Origin of the sequence: Kitasatospora sp. NPDC059673, assembly GCF_042734215.1 — a bacterium.
Classification (GTDB): domain Bacteria; phylum Actinomycetota; class Actinomycetes; order Streptomycetales; family Streptomycetaceae; genus Kitasatospora.
On record NZ_JBHWEN010000045.1, the window covers coordinates 1 to 14,711 of the forward strand.

At 71.7% G+C, this 14,711-nt stretch carries 10 protein-coding genes and 1 pseudogene; 5 read left to right on the forward strand and 6 right to left on the reverse strand.

Features of this window, described 5'->3' with window-relative positions; translation table 11 throughout:
* The 5 genes and pseudogenes from ACFV18_RS31790 to ACFV18_RS31810 all read left to right on the forward strand — a co-directional run.
* Positions 1 to 219, forward strand: a pseudogene (locus ACFV18_RS31790) (ATP-binding protein); the annotation flags it as partial.
* 322 nt (positions 220 to 541) lie between these two features.
* Positions 542 to 4,045, forward strand: a complete 3,504-nt coding sequence (locus ACFV18_RS31795) for a nitrate- and nitrite sensing domain-containing protein (RefSeq protein WP_380488766.1) — start codon at positions 542 to 544, stop codon at positions 4,043 to 4,045.
* Between the two features lie 10 nt (positions 4,046 to 4,055).
* Entirely contained in the window at positions 4,056 to 4,469 is a 414-nt protein-coding gene (locus tag ACFV18_RS31800) for a roadblock/LC7 domain-containing protein (RefSeq protein WP_035873526.1), read from the forward strand.
* Positions 4,470 to 4,636: 167 nt separating this feature from the next.
* Positions 4,637 to 5,287, forward strand: coding sequence for a DUF742 domain-containing protein (locus tag ACFV18_RS31805; RefSeq protein ID WP_380488767.1), 651 nt, complete (start codon positions 4,637 to 4,639; stop codon positions 5,285 to 5,287).
* A complete protein-coding gene (locus ACFV18_RS31810) occupies positions 5,268 to 5,852 on the forward strand; it encodes an ATP/GTP-binding protein (RefSeq protein WP_035866431.1) in 585 nt (194 codons plus the stop codon). The genes ACFV18_RS31805 and ACFV18_RS31810 overlap by 20 nt, the downstream gene beginning before the upstream one ends.
* An 83-nt stretch (positions 5,853 to 5,935) precedes the next feature.
* Here ACFV18_RS31810 and cimA read toward each other — a convergent pair whose 3' ends face one another.
* The 6 genes from cimA to ACFV18_RS31840 form a co-directional block, all read right to left on the reverse strand.
* Positions 5,936 to 7,540, reverse strand: a complete 1,605-nt coding sequence (gene cimA, locus ACFV18_RS31815) for a citramalate synthase (RefSeq protein ID WP_380488768.1) — start codon at positions 7,538 to 7,540, stop codon at positions 5,936 to 5,938.
* Positions 7,541 to 7,876: 336 nt separating this feature from the next.
* Entirely contained in the window at positions 7,877 to 8,446 is a 570-nt protein-coding gene (locus tag ACFV18_RS31820) for a Uma2 family endonuclease (protein ID WP_380488769.1), read from the reverse strand.
* 93 nt (positions 8,447 to 8,539) lie between these two features.
* Positions 8,540 to 9,652: a branched-chain amino acid aminotransferase gene (locus ACFV18_RS31825; RefSeq protein ID WP_380488770.1), complete on the reverse strand. Its 1,113-nt coding sequence runs from the start codon at positions 9,650 to 9,652 to the stop codon at positions 8,540 to 8,542.
* 166 nt (positions 9,653 to 9,818) lie between these two features.
* Complete coding sequence (locus ACFV18_RS31830; RefSeq protein ID WP_380488771.1) at positions 9,819 to 10,856, reverse strand: 3-isopropylmalate dehydrogenase; 1,038 nt, start codon at positions 10,854 to 10,856, stop codon at positions 9,819 to 9,821.
* 62 nt (positions 10,857 to 10,918) lie between these two features.
* Positions 10,919 to 11,494, reverse strand: coding sequence for a Uma2 family endonuclease (locus ACFV18_RS31835; protein ID WP_380488772.1), 576 nt, complete (start codon positions 11,492 to 11,494; stop codon positions 10,919 to 10,921).
* Between the two features lie 28 nt (positions 11,495 to 11,522).
* Positions 11,523 to 14,555 (reverse strand): S8 family serine peptidase, encoded by a 3,033-nt coding sequence (locus tag ACFV18_RS31840; RefSeq protein ID WP_380488773.1) that lies wholly within the window; start codon positions 14,553 to 14,555, stop codon positions 11,523 to 11,525.
* Between the last annotated feature and the right edge of the window lie 156 nt (positions 14,556 to 14,711).

Consider the following 14,711-nt stretch of genomic DNA (forward strand, 5'->3'; position numbering starts at 1 on the left):
TTCCCCGCCCTCGACTACTTCGAGAACAGCGGACTCCCCTTCGTCGTCGCCCTCAACGGCTTCGACGGACACCAACCCCACACCGCCGACGAGGTCCGGGAGGCACTCCAGTTGAACGCCGACATCCCGATCATCACCCTCGACGCCCGACGCCGGGACAGCGCCAAGAGCGCACTCATCACCCTCGTCGAACACGCCCTCCTCGCCCGCCTGCGATGAGTGGCGCGAGGCCCCGCCGGGGGGTGCGTACCAAGGATGGTTCGCGCCCCCCGGTAACAGTTCGACAGACATTTGCCCGGCTTTTCTGACGGTACGTAGTCACCCGGCTCCGGTCCGCACCAGCGGCCTAGACCTTTGCGGAAGTTCCACCGCAAATGTCCGCTTTCCGCCCCGGGCGTGCGGGACGGGGCAGCCGAATGTCCGCTTCTCCGGCTCGTGTTGAATTCCAGCTACCCCGTAGTATCCGAGCGGGTCGCGGCCCGTCGGGGGGTAGCCGCCGGATAGATCCATGGCCGCCAGTCGGTCGAGAGGTTGTTGTCGAGTGAGGCGTAAGCAGCCAGTCACCCCGCAGCGGCGCTCAGAGCCCCGCCAGCAGGAACCGGCAAGCGGCCGGACCACAGGTCAGTTCTCCGCGTTCACCGCGGCCGAGGACCGCGGCGAGCCGCAGCGCACCGCCCCCGCCGCCGCCGGCGAGTCCGCCGAGCGGCCCGCCGCCGCCAAGGAGGCCAAGCGTCAGGGCGGCAGCAGCCGGCCCGACTTCCTGTCGCCGCTGAACTGGCGAGTGCCGACCCGTCTGGTGGCCATCCTGGTCATCCCCGTGGTGATCGCACTGGTCTTCGGCGGCCTGCGCGTCAACACCTCGCTGGACGACTACAGCAGCGCCGACCGCGCGGTGCGCATCGCGAAGCTGGCGAGCGCCGCGACCAACCTGGCCGACGCGCTGCAACAGGAGCGCGACGAGAGCCTGGTGCCGCTGCTCACCGGCCAGGGCGACCAGGGCGAGGTGAAGAAGCTCCGGGACAAGACGGACCAGGCGCTGGCCGCCTACCGTTCCGCCTTCGCCAAGATCAAGGACGACCCGACGGTCGCCCGCCGCAACTCGCAGTTCGAGTCGATGGCCCTGTGGCTCCCCCACCTGCGGCAGAACGCCTACAAGCCGGAGCTGTTCGCGACCGCGACCGTCAACGCGTACTCGATGCTGTACGCGCCGCTGCTGTCGATGGACAACTCGGTCGGCTTCGGCTCCTCCAACGTCACCTCCAAGGGCCGCGCCATCTACGCGATGTCGCTGGCCAAGGCGGCCGCCTCGGCCCAGCGCGCGCTGATGCTCCACCTGCTGGTCGGCCTCGGCGTCGGCGGCGTGGACGGCCACGAGGGCCAGGACCTGATCCAGGGCCTCCAGGTCGCCGCCAAGCTGGAGCAGACCGCCCGCGACGAGTTCAACACCGCGTCCAGCAGCGAGGAGGTGAAGGTCTACGCGGACGCCGAGGTCGCCCAGGCCACCGCCGACCAGCGCCTGCCGCTGCGCATGCCGGACGGCCGCACCATGCCCAGCATGATCGCGCTGCTGGCGGTCGGCATGAACTACGGCAACCAGCTGGCCGCTTCGGCCTCCGACCGCGACGCCGCAGCCAGGATCATCGCCTCGGCCGGCGCCGACGGCCTGACCCGCCCGCTGTGGGACCAGGCCACCAAGAGCCACATGAGCGCGCTGCGCACGGCCGAGACCGAGCTGCTCGAGCAGGTCGTCGACGACGCCCAGAGCATCAAGGACCGGGCGTTCACCGACTGGGTGCTCAACGCGCTGATCGTGATCGCCTCGCTGGTGCTGGCCGGTCTGCTCACCGGTTACATCGCCCGCTCGATGATCCTCGGCATGCGGACCCTGAACACCGCCGCGCTGGACATCGCCAACCACCGTCTGCCGGAGCTGGTCGACAAGCTCTCCAAGACCGACCCGGAGCGGGTCGACACCGCGGTCACCCCGATCCCGCTGTACGGCAAGGACGAGATCGGCGAGGTCGCCCGCGCCTTCGACCAGGTCCACCAGCAGGCGGTCTCGCTGGCCGCCGAGCAGGCGCTGCTGCGAGGCAACGTCAACGCGATCTTCACCAACCTGTCGCGCCGCAGCCAGGGCCTGATCCAGCGCCAGCTGTCGCTGATCACCGACCTGGAGAACAACGAGGCCGACCCGGACCAGCTGGAGAACCTCTTCAAGCTGGACCACCTGGCCACCCGCATGCGCCGCAACGGCGAGAACCTCCTGGTCCTCGCCGGCGAGGAGCCCGGCCGCCGCTGGAGCACGCCCGTCCCGCTGGTCGACGTGCTGCGCGCCGCCGCCTCCGAGGTGGAGCACTACGAGCGCATCGAACTGGCCGGCATCCCCGAGGCCGACGTGGTCGGCCCCGCCGTGACCGACCTCGTCCACCTGCTCGCCGAGCTGCTGGAGAACGCCACCTCGTTCTCCTCCCCGCAGACCCGGGTGCTGGTCAACGCCACCAGCCTGCCGGACGGCCGGGTGCTGGTGGAGATCCACGACAAGGGCATCGGCCTGACCGCCGAGGACTTCGCCGAGATCAACGAGAAGCTCGCCGAACCGCCCACCGTGGACGCCACCATCTCCCGGCGCATGGGCCTGTTCGTGGTCGGCCGGCTGTCCCAGCGGCACGACATCCGCGTGCAGCTGCGCCCCTCGGGCGAATCGGCCGGCACCACCTCGCTGGTGATGCTTCCGCAGCAGCTCACCTCGCTGGTCGCGGTGCCCGAGGCGCAGAACGAAGAGTTCACCGTCTCGCGGATCTTCGCCGAGCAGGAGACCCCCGCCGAGTGGTCCTTCGACGGCGCGGACCGCACCGCCGCCGAGCTCGGCTTCGACGACCACCTGCCCGTCCACGGCGCGGCCGGCGGCAACGGCTTCTCCCCCGCGCTGGAGTCCATGCAGCGCTCGCAGCGCCTGGAGGAGCGCCGCCGGGCCGCCCTGGAGGCCGGTCCGGGCGCCACCCTCGAGGAGCCGATGGAGGCGGAGATCCTGGAGTCGCCGTACGACTCCGAGGACCAGCCCGCCGCGAACGGCTACCAGGCCCCGTACGGGGACGACTACCGCCGTCCGGAGTCCGACCCCTTCGCCGCCGCCTACGAGCCCCAGCAGGGCGCCCAGGACGACACGTACGGCTACCAGGACGCCGGTTACGGCCGTGACCCGTACACGCCCGCGGAGCACTACCAGGACGACCCGTACGCGCCCGAGCAGTACCAGGCCCCGTACGCGCCGGCCGGCTACCAGGACGACACCTTCCAGGACGACCCGTTCCAGGGCGGCCGGCAGTACGGCGAGGAGTACCAGCAGCCGTACGCCGCCCAGTACGGCGACCAGCAGTACGGCGACGAGCAGTACCCGGAGGCGCAGTACGCCGACGAGTACCGGCAGCAGGAGTACGGCTACGAGGAGCCGGCCGGGCACCCGTACCCGACCGAGGAACTGCCGGCGCTGCCGCCGGCGCCGTCGACGACCGACAGCGGGCTGCCGCAGCGCCGGCCCGGCCAGCAGCTGGCGGGCGCGGGCGGCGGGCTGGGCGCGGAGAGCCCGAACTGGTTCACCGGCGCGAAGGACACCTCGGAGCCGGTCGAATCGCGCGGCCACGACGTGTCCGCGCTCGGCGGCTACGGTCCGACCGGCCCGACCACCGCGCCCAGCGAGTGGGAGTCCCCCAACGACGGCGACTGGCAGCGCGCGGAGAAGCTCCGCGAGCCGTCCAGCGCGGGCACGACCCCCTCGGGTCTGCCGCGCCGCGTACCGCGGCAGAACCTGGTGCCGGGCAACGCCAAGCCCACCCCGCAGGAAGGCCCGCAGGTCTCCCGCGACCCGAACGAGGTGCGCGGCCGCCTGACCAACCTGCGCCGCGGCGTCGAGCAGGGCCGCCAGGCCGGCGGCGACTCCGGGACCACCGGTAGTTTCCGGATCGACCCCGATGAGGGGGCGTACGGTGATGGACCGCACAACAGCAGCACCGATCTCTTCGGCGGCTCGAACCAGCAGGAGCGTTGAGTTGACCCAGATGAGCCAGGCCGCACAGAACCTGAACTGGCTGATCACCAATTTCGTGGACAACACCCCCGGGGTGTCCCACACCGTGGTGGTCTCCGCCGACGGTCTGCTGCTGTGCATGTCCGAGGGATTCCCCCGGGACCGCGCCGACCAGCTCGCCGCCGTCGCCTCCGGACTGACCTCGCTGACCTCCGGCGCCAGCCGGATCTTCGAGGGCGGCGACGTGACCCAGACCGTGGTCGAGATGGAGCGGGGCTTCCTGTTCCTGATGGCGATCAGCGACGGCTCCGCGCTCGCGGTGCTGGCCTCGCCGGACTCCGACATCGGCCTCGTCGGCTACGAGATGGCCCTGCTGGTGGACCGCGCGGGCGCGGTCCTGACGCCCGCTCTGCGGGCCGAACTCCAGGGCAGTCTCCTGCACTGACGGTTCGTCGGATACCGTCCTGGTATTCGAAAGACCTCATTGCCCGTCCCGAGGTCGCTTCGGCGGCCTCGGGACCGGGCGTTGTACGGCCTCCGCACCACCGGCCTCGGCGCTCCTCCGGCGACGCGGCCCGCTACGCACCGCCGCACCCTTTGAGGAGATGAACCGTGACACCGCCCGACCACAGTGGCCAGTTCGGCGTCCCGTACGCGGGCTCCGGCCACGACGCTTTCGGGACTCCCGGCGTCGGCCACGGTCAGCAGCAGCAGTACGCGCCGCAGTTCAACAACGGTGGCCAGTCGTACCTGCCCCCGCAGTCCGACCCGCGCTGGTTCCAGCAGCCGGACGGATACGGCCAGGCCTACCCCGGCCATGAGGCGTTCCCGCACGACCCCGCCGACCTGCCGCACCGCTACGAGGCGCCGCAGGTCGAACAGCCTTACGAGGACGACGGGTTCGACGACTACGAGGACGCCGAGCCGCTGATCCGCCCGTTCGCCATGACCGGCGGACGCACCCGGCCGCGCTACGAACTCGCCCTGGAAGCACTGGTCTCCGCGTCGGTCGACCCGGCCCGGCTGGCCACGCTGCTGCCCGAGCACCAGCGGATCTGCTCGCTGTGCGCCTCCGACGTGAAGTCGGTGGCGGAGATCTCCGCCCTGCTCGGCCTCCCCCTTGGGGTGGCCCGCATTCTCGTGGCGGACCTGGCCGAGGCCGGCCTGGTCGCCATCCACCAGCCCGCAGCCGGCGGTGAATCCGGCAACCAGCCCGACGTCACGCTGCTCGAAAGGGTCCTCAGTGGACTTCGCAAGCTCTAACGCGGCCGCCCCCAGCCGCGCCACCACCTCCGCCAAGATCGTCGTCGCGGGCGGATTCGGCGTGGGCAAGACGACGCTCGTCGGCGCGGTCTCCGAAATCAACCCCCTGCGCACCGAAGCCGTCATGACCTCGGCCTCCGCCGGCATCGACGACCTCAGCCACGTCTCCGGCAAGACGACCACCACCGTCGCCATGGACTTCGGCCGCATCACCCTCGACGAAGACCTCATCCTCTACCTGTTCGGCACCCCCGGACAGGACCGCTTCTGGTTCATGTGGGACGACCTCGTCCGCGGCGCCATCGGCGCCGTCGTCCTCGTCGACACCCGACGCCTCGCCGACTGCTTCCCCGCCCTCGACTACTTCGAGAACAGCGGACTCCCCTTCGTCGTCGCCCTCAACGGCTTCGACGGACACCAACCCCACACCGCCGACGAGGTCCGGGAGGCACTCCAGTTGAACGCCGACATCCCGATCATCACCCTCGACGCCCGACGCCGGGACAGCGCCAAGAGCGCACTCATCACCCTCGTCGAACACGCCCTCCTCGCCCGCCTGCGCTGACCGGACGGGGGCATGGCCACGCCAGCAGGGGGCGTGCGGAGCCTTCCGCACGCCCCCTGGGCACTTCCTCGCACCAACTGCCCCTACGGCTGCTGATCGGCCCTCAGCAGGCCGTAGGTGTAGGCGTCCTCCAGCGCCACCCAGGACGCCGCGATCACGTTGTCCGCCACGCCGACCGTGGACCACGTCCCGGTGCCGTCGGTGGACTCGATCAGCACCCGGGTCTTCGAGCCGGTGCCGTGCTGGCCCTCCAGGATGCGGACCTTGTAGTCCACCAGCTCCAGCTTCGCCAGCGGCGGGAAGATCGGCTCCAGCGCCGCCCGCAGCGCCTTGTCCAGCGCGTCCACCGGGCCGTTGCCCTCGCCGGTGGCGACCTTCCGCTCGCCCCGCGCCCACAGCTTCACGGTGGCCTCGTTGCCCGCCCGGCCCTCCGGGCCCTGCTCGCTGATGGTCCGCCAGGACTCCAGCTCGAAGAACCGCAGCCGCTCGCCGCCGTTCACCTCGTCACGCAGCAGCAGCTCGAAGGACGCGTCCGCCGCCTCGTAGGTGTAGCCCAGGTTCTCCTGCGCCTTCACCCGGGCCACCACCCGGCCCGCCAGGTCGCGGTCGCCGGCCAGGTCGTAGCCCAGCTCCTTGCCCTTCAGCTCGATCGACGCCCGGCCTGCCATGTCGGACACCAGCATCCGCATGGTGTTGCCGACCCGCTCCGGATCGATGTGCTGGTACAGGTCCGGGTCCACCTTGATCGCGGAGGCGTGCAGGCCCGCCTTGTGCGCGAACGCCGAGAAACCGACGTACGGCTGGTGGGTGGACGGGGTCAGGTTCACCACCTCGGCGATGGCGTGCGAGATCCGGGTCATCTCGGCGAGACTGCCGGCCGGCAGCACCCGGCGGTCGTACTTCAGCTCCAGCGCCGCCGTCACCGGGAACAGGTTGGCGTTGCCGACCCGCTCGCCGTAGCCGTTCGCGGTGCACTGCACGTGCGTGGCGCCCGCGTCCACCGCGGCCAGCGTGTTGGCGACCGCGCAGCCGGTGTCGTCCTGCGCGTGGATGCCGAGCCGGGCGCCGGTCTCCGCCAGCACGGTCGCGACGATCTCGCGCACGCCGGACGGCAGCATCCCGCCGTTGGTGTCGCACAGCACCACCACGTCCGCGCCGGCCCCGTGTGCGGCCCTGACCACCGCCAGGGCGTACTCCGGGTTCGCCCGGTAGCCGTCGAAGAAGTGCTCGCAGTCGATGAACACCCGGCGGCCCTGGGAGCGCAGGAACTCCACGCTGTCCCGGACCATCTCCAGGTTCTCCTCCAGCGTGGTGCGCAACGCCAGCTCCACATGCCGGTCGTGGGACTTCGCCACCAGCGTCACCACCGGCGCGCCGGACGCCACCAGCGCCGCCAGCTGCGGGTCCTCCGCGGCCTTCCCGCCGGCCCGGCGGGTCGCCCCGAACGCCACCAACTGGGCGTTCTTCAGCTCCAGTTCGGCCTGCGCGCGGGCGAAGAACTCGGTGTCCCGGGGGTTGGCTCCGGGCCAGCCGCCCTCGATGAAGCCGACGCCGAACTCGTCCAGGTGGCGCGCGATGGCGAGCTTGTCCGCCACGGTGAGGTTGATCCCCTCCCGCTGGGCGCCGTCGCGGAGCGTGGTGTCGAAGACGTGGAAGCCGTCGTGCGGGCGGCTGTTGGCCTCGGTCATGGCCCTGGGTTCTCCGTTCGGTGGAGTATTTTCATGCATTTTGCCGGGATCGTGATCCGGCTCCACTGTCCAGCATCCCGCGCGCTCCCCCGGTGTCTCCGGCCCCCTCGTGAGGGCCCGGGCCGGTCCGGGACAAAACAAAAGACCCCTCGCGGGTGCGAGAGGTCTGCGCGCGGGTCTGGACGCTGGTGGTCGCTCCGCGATCAGGGTGTTGCCACGGAAACGGTCACTGCGGACCGGCGCGCCTGCTGCTAATAATCAGCGAAAGCGAGGACACCTTTGCAGTCTTGCACACACCTTCTCCATCGCCAGAACCCGTCTCGCCATCCGGAACGGCTACCCGAACAGCTCGGCGGTGTCGAGCTCGAACCCGAACGGCTCGGGCAGCAGGAGCGGGTTTCCCACAGTCACCGTGGCGGTGGAGGTGTAGTCGCCCTTGGCCGGGCTGCTGTGCAGCACCACCTGACCGGCTTGCCGGTCCACCAACAGGTACAGCGGAATTTCCGCTGCGGCGTAGCCCTTGCGCTTGGCCTCGCGGTCCTTGCTCGGATTACCGGAGGTCACCTCGACGACCATCAGCACGCCATCGGGCTTGGACCACGACTCGCGGTCCATCATCGTTCCGTTATCGGTGAACGTGGCATCTGGAACGTACCGGCCGTTGGGCACGATCAAGCCCGTACCCGGCGCGAAGTCGAAATCCTTCGCACTGCGCCGGAAGACCTGCCTGACAATCCGCCCGATCACAGTCTCGTGCTCGCCGTTCGGCGGCGGTGTCACGATGATCTCTCCCTCGATGATCTCGGCCTTGAAGCCCTGCGGGGTTTTCAGGGCCAAGAAGGCTTCGCGGAGGTCATCCTCCGGGCTGCGCCAGACGTCGGTGTCGTCGTACATCGCGGCGGTCATGGTCCTCCCTCCTATCCGAGCTGCTCAACGAGTGGAGTTTTCCGAGGGTATCGAGCCCGGGCATTCCGCCACGGAATGCCCGGGCCGACGGCGTCAGACGATCTTGTGGAGCCAGTTGTGGGTGTCCGGGCGCTGGCCGCCCTGGATGGCGAGGAGGGCCTCGCGGAGCTGCATGGTGATGGGGCCGGGTTCGCCGGTGCCGACGGTCCAGTCGGCGGTGGCGGACTTGACGTGGCCGACGGGGGTGATGACGGCCGCGGTGCCGCAGGCGAAGACCTCGGTGATGGTGCCGTCGGCGTTGCCCTGCTTCCACTCGCCGGTGGAGATCTTGCGCTCCTCGGAGCGGTAGCCGAGGTCGCGTGCGAGGGCGAGCAGCGAGTCGCGGGTGATGCCGGGGAGCAGGGCGCCGGAGAGTTCGGGGGTGACGACGGTGGCGTCCTTGCCCTCGCCGACGACGAAGTAGAGGTTCATGCCTCCCATCTCCTCGACCCACTTGTGCTCGGCGGCGTCCAGCCAGACCACCTGGTCGCAGCCCTTGGCGGCGGCCTCGGCCTGGGCGACCAGGGAGGCCGCGTAGTTGCCGGCGCACTTCGCGGCGCCGGTGCCGCCCGGCGCGGCACGGACGTAGTCCTCGGAGAGCCAGACCGAGACCGGCTTGACGCCGCCGGGGAAGTACGCGCCGGCCGGCGAGGCGATGATCATGAAAATGTAGGAGTTGGCGGGGCGCACGCCCAGCCCGACCTCAGTGGCGAACATGAACGGCCGCAGGTAGAGGCTCTGTTCGGGCTGGCTGGGCACCCACGCCTGGTCCTGCTGGACCAGCAGCTCGACCGCCTCGACGAAGGCCTCGACGGGCAGCTCGGGCATCGCCAGGCGCCGCGCGGAGGCCTGGAAGCGCTCGGCGTTGGCCTCCGGGCGGAAGGTCGCGATGGAGCCGTCGGCCTGGCGGTAGGCCTTCAGGCCCTCGAAGATCGCCTGGCCGTAGTGCAGGGTCATGTTGGCCGGGTCGATCTCCAGCGGCGCGTACGGCGTCAGCTGGGCGTCGTGCCAGCCGCGGCCCTCGGTCCAGCGGATGGTCACCATGTGGTCGGTGAAGATCCGGCCGAAGCCGGGGTTGGCCAGTCGGGCCTCGCGCTCCGCGTCGGACAGCGGCTGCGCCGAGGGCTTGAGGTCGAACGTGATGGGCGCCTGGGTGGGCGTGCTCATGGCTGTCTGTCCTTCACCGTGGGTTTTGGCTGGGCCACCGCCGGGCGGAGGAACGCATGACGGCACGGCCCACTGTCGATACTCGCATCCAGAGGGCCGTGCCGAACAGCCGGGAGGCTGTACGTATATGAACCGGCCCGTCGGCCGGAATTGTTGTCCGGCCGGGTCAGCCCGATACTCGGGCGGCGAGCGCGTCGCCGACCGCGGAGGTGGACCGGGGGCCGGTGCGCTCGGCGAGGTCCGCGGCGACCGCGGCCTCGACCTGGGCGGCCTCGGCGGCGAAGCCGAGGTGCTCCAGCAGCATGGCGACCGAGAGCACGGTGGCGGTCGGGTCGGCCTTGCCCTGGCCGGCGATGTCCGGGGCGGAGCCGTGCACCGGCTCGAACATCGACGGGAACTCGCCGCTCGGGTTGATGTTGCCGGACGCGGCCAGGCCGATGCCGCCGGTGACGGCCGCGGCGAGGTCGGTCAGGATGTCGCCGAACAGGTTGTCGGTGACGATCACGTCGAACCGCTCGGGCTGCGTGACGAAGAAGATCGTCGCCGCGTCCACGTGCAGGTAGTCGGTGGTGACCTCGGGGAACTCCCGGCCGACCTGCTCGAAGATCCGGGTCCACAGGTGGCCGGCGTGCACCAGCACGTTGTTCTTGTGCACCAGCGTCAGCTTCTTGCGCGGGCGGGCCTGCGCACGGCGGTAGGCGTCCCGGACGACCCGCTCGATGCCGAACGCGGTGTTCAGGCTGACCTCGGTGGCGACCTCCTGCGGGGTGCCGGTGCGCAGCGTGCCGCCGTTGCCGACGTACGGGCCCTCGGTGCCCTCGCGGACCACCACGAAGTCGATCTCCGGCTGCCCCGCCAGCGGCGACCGCACGCCCGGGAACAGCTTGCCGGGGCGGAGGTTGATGTGGTGGTCGAAGGCGAAGCGCAGCTTCAGCAGCAGCCCCCGCTCCAGTACCCCGGACGGCACGCTCGGGTCCCCGATCGCACCGAGCAGAATGGCGTCCTGCCCCGTCAGCTCCTCCAGCACCGCATCGGGCAGGGTCTCCCCGGTCCGGTGGTACAGCCGGGCACCGAGGTCGTACTCGGTGGTCTCCAGCTTCACATCGGAGGGCAGAGCGGCACGAAGCACCTTGAGGCCCTCGGCCACGACCTCCTGGCCGATGCCGTCACCCGGGATCACTGCGAGACGAATGGTGCGAGACATGTTTCGGACAGTACAACCGTCCCAGGCCCTGAGCACGCGCCGTCCACCATCTGGACGGTGCGTCAGCTCAGCTCGACCTCGACGGGGAAGGGGACATCGAGCTTGAGAACGCCGTGATGGATCCCCACGAGACCGTAAGCGCTGGTCGCCGGGTCCAGCTCGTAGACATAGACGACCGTCCGGCCGTTGTCGTTCTCCACCCGCCAGAAGTGGCGGATGCCGGCGGCCGCGTACTTCCTGGGCTTGGCTTCGCGATCGCGCTCCTCGGACTCCTCCGAGACCACCTCGACCGCGAGCAGGACGTCCTTCGGCTCGCAGTAGGTCTGCTTCAGGCCGGTGACCGCCTGCTGATTGACGACCATCAAGTCGGGCTCAAGACGGTTACGCCGGTTGAGCTTGACGTTCATCTCCCGCCACACCTCCCAACCGGCCGGGACCGCCGCGACCAGTGCCCATTCCAGGGTTCGGAGCGCAAGCATGTGGAAGCTCGTCTGCGGGCTCACGAAAATCAGGCTCCCGTCGATCAGCTCTGTGTGCGGCGGGAGGTCCGGCAGTCGGTCCAGGTCGTCGGCGGTGTAGCCGCCGACCGGCGGGCGGAGCCAGTCCGGGTACGGGTCGACGCTCATCAGTGCTCCCATGGCGGGGATTCTGGCCTGTGCTGTCAGGCTACCGGGTGGTTTCCCGCCCGGGATCACCCTTCGGGGTGAGGAGTTGGACGCGCTGCCCGACCGGGTTGAGGTGGTGGATCAGCAGGGCGTCGTGCAGCGGGGTGTGGAGGATCTCGCCGGGGCGGACGGGGTGGAGGACGGGGGTGGGGCGGGTGAGGTCGAGGGGGTACGGGCCGAGGGTGGCGGTGGTCTGGAGGGTGTAGTGGAGGGCGGTGGCGGCGGGGAGGGCGGCGAGGCGGACGGGGAGGAGGAGGGTGTCGGAGTCGAGCAGGGCGGTGTCGGTGTCGCCCCAGCGGCCGTTGAGGGGCTGGACGTCGAGTTCGGCGCCGGTGCGGGCGTCGAGGGTGCGGGCGATGAGGACGTCGCTGCCGGGGAGGCGTTCGGCGGTGACGGTGGCGTCGGGGGTGCCGTCGCCGTCGAGGTCGAGGGTGGCGCGGACGGCGTGGGCGGTGGCGGGGGTGGCGGCGGGGGCCGACCGGACGGCGGCGAGGTAGAGCATGCCCTGGTCGTCCACGGCGGCGGCCGCGTACCGCAGCTCGGACTCGGAGGTGCCGCCGGGTTGCAGGACGGTGAGCAGGTCGGGCCGGGTGCCACTGGCGACGGCGAAGGTGGCGGGGGTGCCGAACGCGGTGGCGTCGGTCGCGGGGCGCGGGGCGGCGAACAGCGGGACGCGCAGCGAGGGCAGGGCGGGGTCGGCGGGGGTGAGGGTGAGCCGGCCGGAGAGTTCGCCGCGGTAGGTGCGGGCGTGGCCGGCCTGGATCAGGTCGAGGGTGGGGTCGGGGGCGCGGCCGAGGCCGCTGGTGAGGCGGAGTGTGACGGTGACGGTCGCGGTGCCGTGCGGCGGGAGGACGACCCGGGCGGGCGAGAGCGCGAAGCTCGCGCCGGGGACCGAGGTGGCGGCGGAGTAGCCGACAGCGTAGGTGAGTTGACGGTCACTCAGGTTCTGAACCGCGACCTCGCGGGTGGCCGCGAGAGCCCCGGTGGCTTCGATCACGCCGAACGAGACGCCGACCGCGCCGTCGAGTTGGGTGCCGTGGGCGAGGGCGGGGGTGCGGACGGCCTCGTCCACCCGGGCCCGGCCGCTGCCGGTGCGTTCGGGCCCGTGGACCGGGCCGGTGCGGTCGTGGTGCAGGTAGGTGTCGGTGGCGGTGTTCATGAGCGCGGCCTTGATCTCGGCGGCGCCCAGTTCGGGGTGCACGGAGCGGACCAGTGCGGCCAGGCCGGCCAGTTGCGGGGTGGCCATCGAGGTGCCGTCCTCGCGCATGCCGCCGCTGCCGGATCCGGCTTTCGCGGACCAGATGGTCTCGCCGGGCGCGGCCAGATCGGGTTTGACGATGCCGTCCACGCCGATACCGCGGGAGGTGAAGGCGGCGAGGGTGTCGGTGCGCTCCGGCTGGTCCTGCGGGACGGCGCCGTGCAGCGGGTTGCCGGGTGCGGCGAGCCGGACGGTCACGGGGCCGTGCTGGGCGGCCGTCAGCAGGCGTTCGCCGTCGGCGCGGGCCAGGATCGCGGCGGGGATCCGTTCGTCGCCGGCGATCTCGCCGAGGTCGTCGCCGTCGGCGGCGTACAGCGCGCCGATGGCTCCGGCGTCGGCGGCGTGGTCGGCGCGCGGGGCGGAGCCGCAGGCCCGGTCGGCGTCCCTGGTGGTCCAGCGCAGGACGGCGATCTTTCCGCGCAGCCGTCCGGCATCACCGTCCCCGAAGGTCTCGCAGCCGTCCAGGTCCTCGGCGGGGACGGCGAGTTCGCCGCTGACGGTGGCGGTGTCCCACTGGGTGTACCGGCCGCTCCAGTGCGCGGGGACGGTGCCGGCGAGGGCGGCGGGGGCGAGCACGGTGATGCCGTCGGCGTCGCCGTGCGGGTCCACGGAGGCGGCGGCGGTGAGCACCCGGGCGGCGGTGCCGGGGCTGCTGCCGATGCCGTACACGTCGCCCTCGTTGCCGGAGGCGGCGACCACCACGGTGCCGAGTGCGGCGAGCCGGTCGGCGGCGAGGGCGTCGGCGTCGTCGGGGCTGCCGAACGGGCTGCCGAGGGAGAGGTTGAGCACGTCGAGCCGGTCGCCGAGGTCGCCGTCGCCGTTCGGGTCGGCGGCCAGGTCGAGGGCGGCGGCGAGCTGGTCGGTGGAGCCGTGGCAGCCGAACACCTTGATGGCGTACAGCTGGGCGCCGGGGGCCGCGCCGGGGGCGACCTTGAAGTCGGCGGGGTTCAGGCCGGGCCGGTAGGGGCCGTGGTAGGGCTTGCCGGCGACGGTGACGCCGAGGCCGGCGGCGGTGCCGGCGACGTGGGTGCCGTGGCCGTTGGCGGCGCAGTCGAGCGGGTTGTCGTCGGGGTGCGGGACGGGCTGGTAGTGCTCGGCGGCCGGGTCGGGGTCGTAGTCGTCGCCGACCAGGTCCTTGCCGCCGATCACCTTGTCGCTGGGAAACAGCGCGGCGGGCGCGGGCCTTGCGCCGTCCACGGCGGCGTAGGCCTCGGGGGTGCCGGGGCCGCCGAAGTCGGCGTGGGTGTAGTCGATGCCGGAGTCGACGATGCCGATCCGGACGCCCTCGCCGGTGTGCCCCTCCGGCCCGCCCCAGACTTTCGGGGCGCCGCTGAGCGGCACCGCGTGGCCGTTGGTGCGCTGTTTGAGCGTCACGGGGTGGACGGCCTTGACGCCGGGCAGCCCGGCCAGGCGCGGGAGTTGGTCGGCGGGCAGCCGCAGGGCGAGGCCGCTGGCCAGGGTGTGGGTGCGGTACAGCGGGCGGGCGTCGGGGACGGCGCGCCGCAGGGTGGCGGTCAGGGTGTCCAGGGAGCGCTCGGCGGCGGCCCGCTGGGCGCGGCCGGCGGCGGCCGCGGCGCGCCGGGTCTGGTCGGGGGTGCGGAGTTCGCGCCGGGCGCCGTCCTGGGCGCGTCGCCAGGCGGTGGCGGCGGGTTCGGTGGCCAACTCCAGCAGCACGGCGGTGCTGGGCCGGGGTAACCCGGCCGGGTGGGTGGCCGACGCAGGGGCGGCCGGGGCGAGCAGGGCGAGGGTGGCGAGGAGGCCGAGGGCGGTGCGCACCCGCCCCAACCTAGGAGCCGCCGCCGGGCCGGGTGCGGACGTTCACCGCATGGGTGACGGTAAGTCACCCGGCTGGCGCAGTGGCGTGGTTGCCGCTCAGTGGTTGCCGCGCAGCGGTTGCCGCGCAGCGGTTGCCGCTCAGTGGTTGCCGCGCAG

Bases quoted from the DNA above. Each gene is read 5' to 3' on its own strand.
- ACFV18_RS31825 (WP_380488770.1), bottom strand. From the start codon at position 9,652: ATGAGCACGCCCACCCAGGCGCCCATCACGTTCGACCTCAAGCCCTCG.
- ACFV18_RS31835 (WP_380488772.1), bottom strand. From the start codon at position 11,494: ATGGGAGCACTGATGAGCGTCGACCCGTACCCGGACTGGCTCCGCCCG.
- ACFV18_RS31800 (WP_035873526.1), top strand. From the start codon at position 4,056: ATGAGCCAGGCCGCACAGAACCTGAACTGGCTGATCACCAATTTCGTG.
- ACFV18_RS31830 (WP_380488771.1), bottom strand. From the start codon at position 10,856: ATGTCTCGCACCATTCGTCTCGCAGTGATCCCGGGTGACGGCATCGGC.
- ACFV18_RS31820 (WP_380488769.1), bottom strand. From the start codon at position 8,446: ATGACCGCCGCGATGTACGACGACACCGACGTCTGGCGCAGCCCGGAG.
- cimA (WP_380488768.1), bottom strand. From the start codon at position 7,540: ATGACCGAGGCCAACAGCCGCCCGCACGACGGCTTCCACGTCTTCGAC.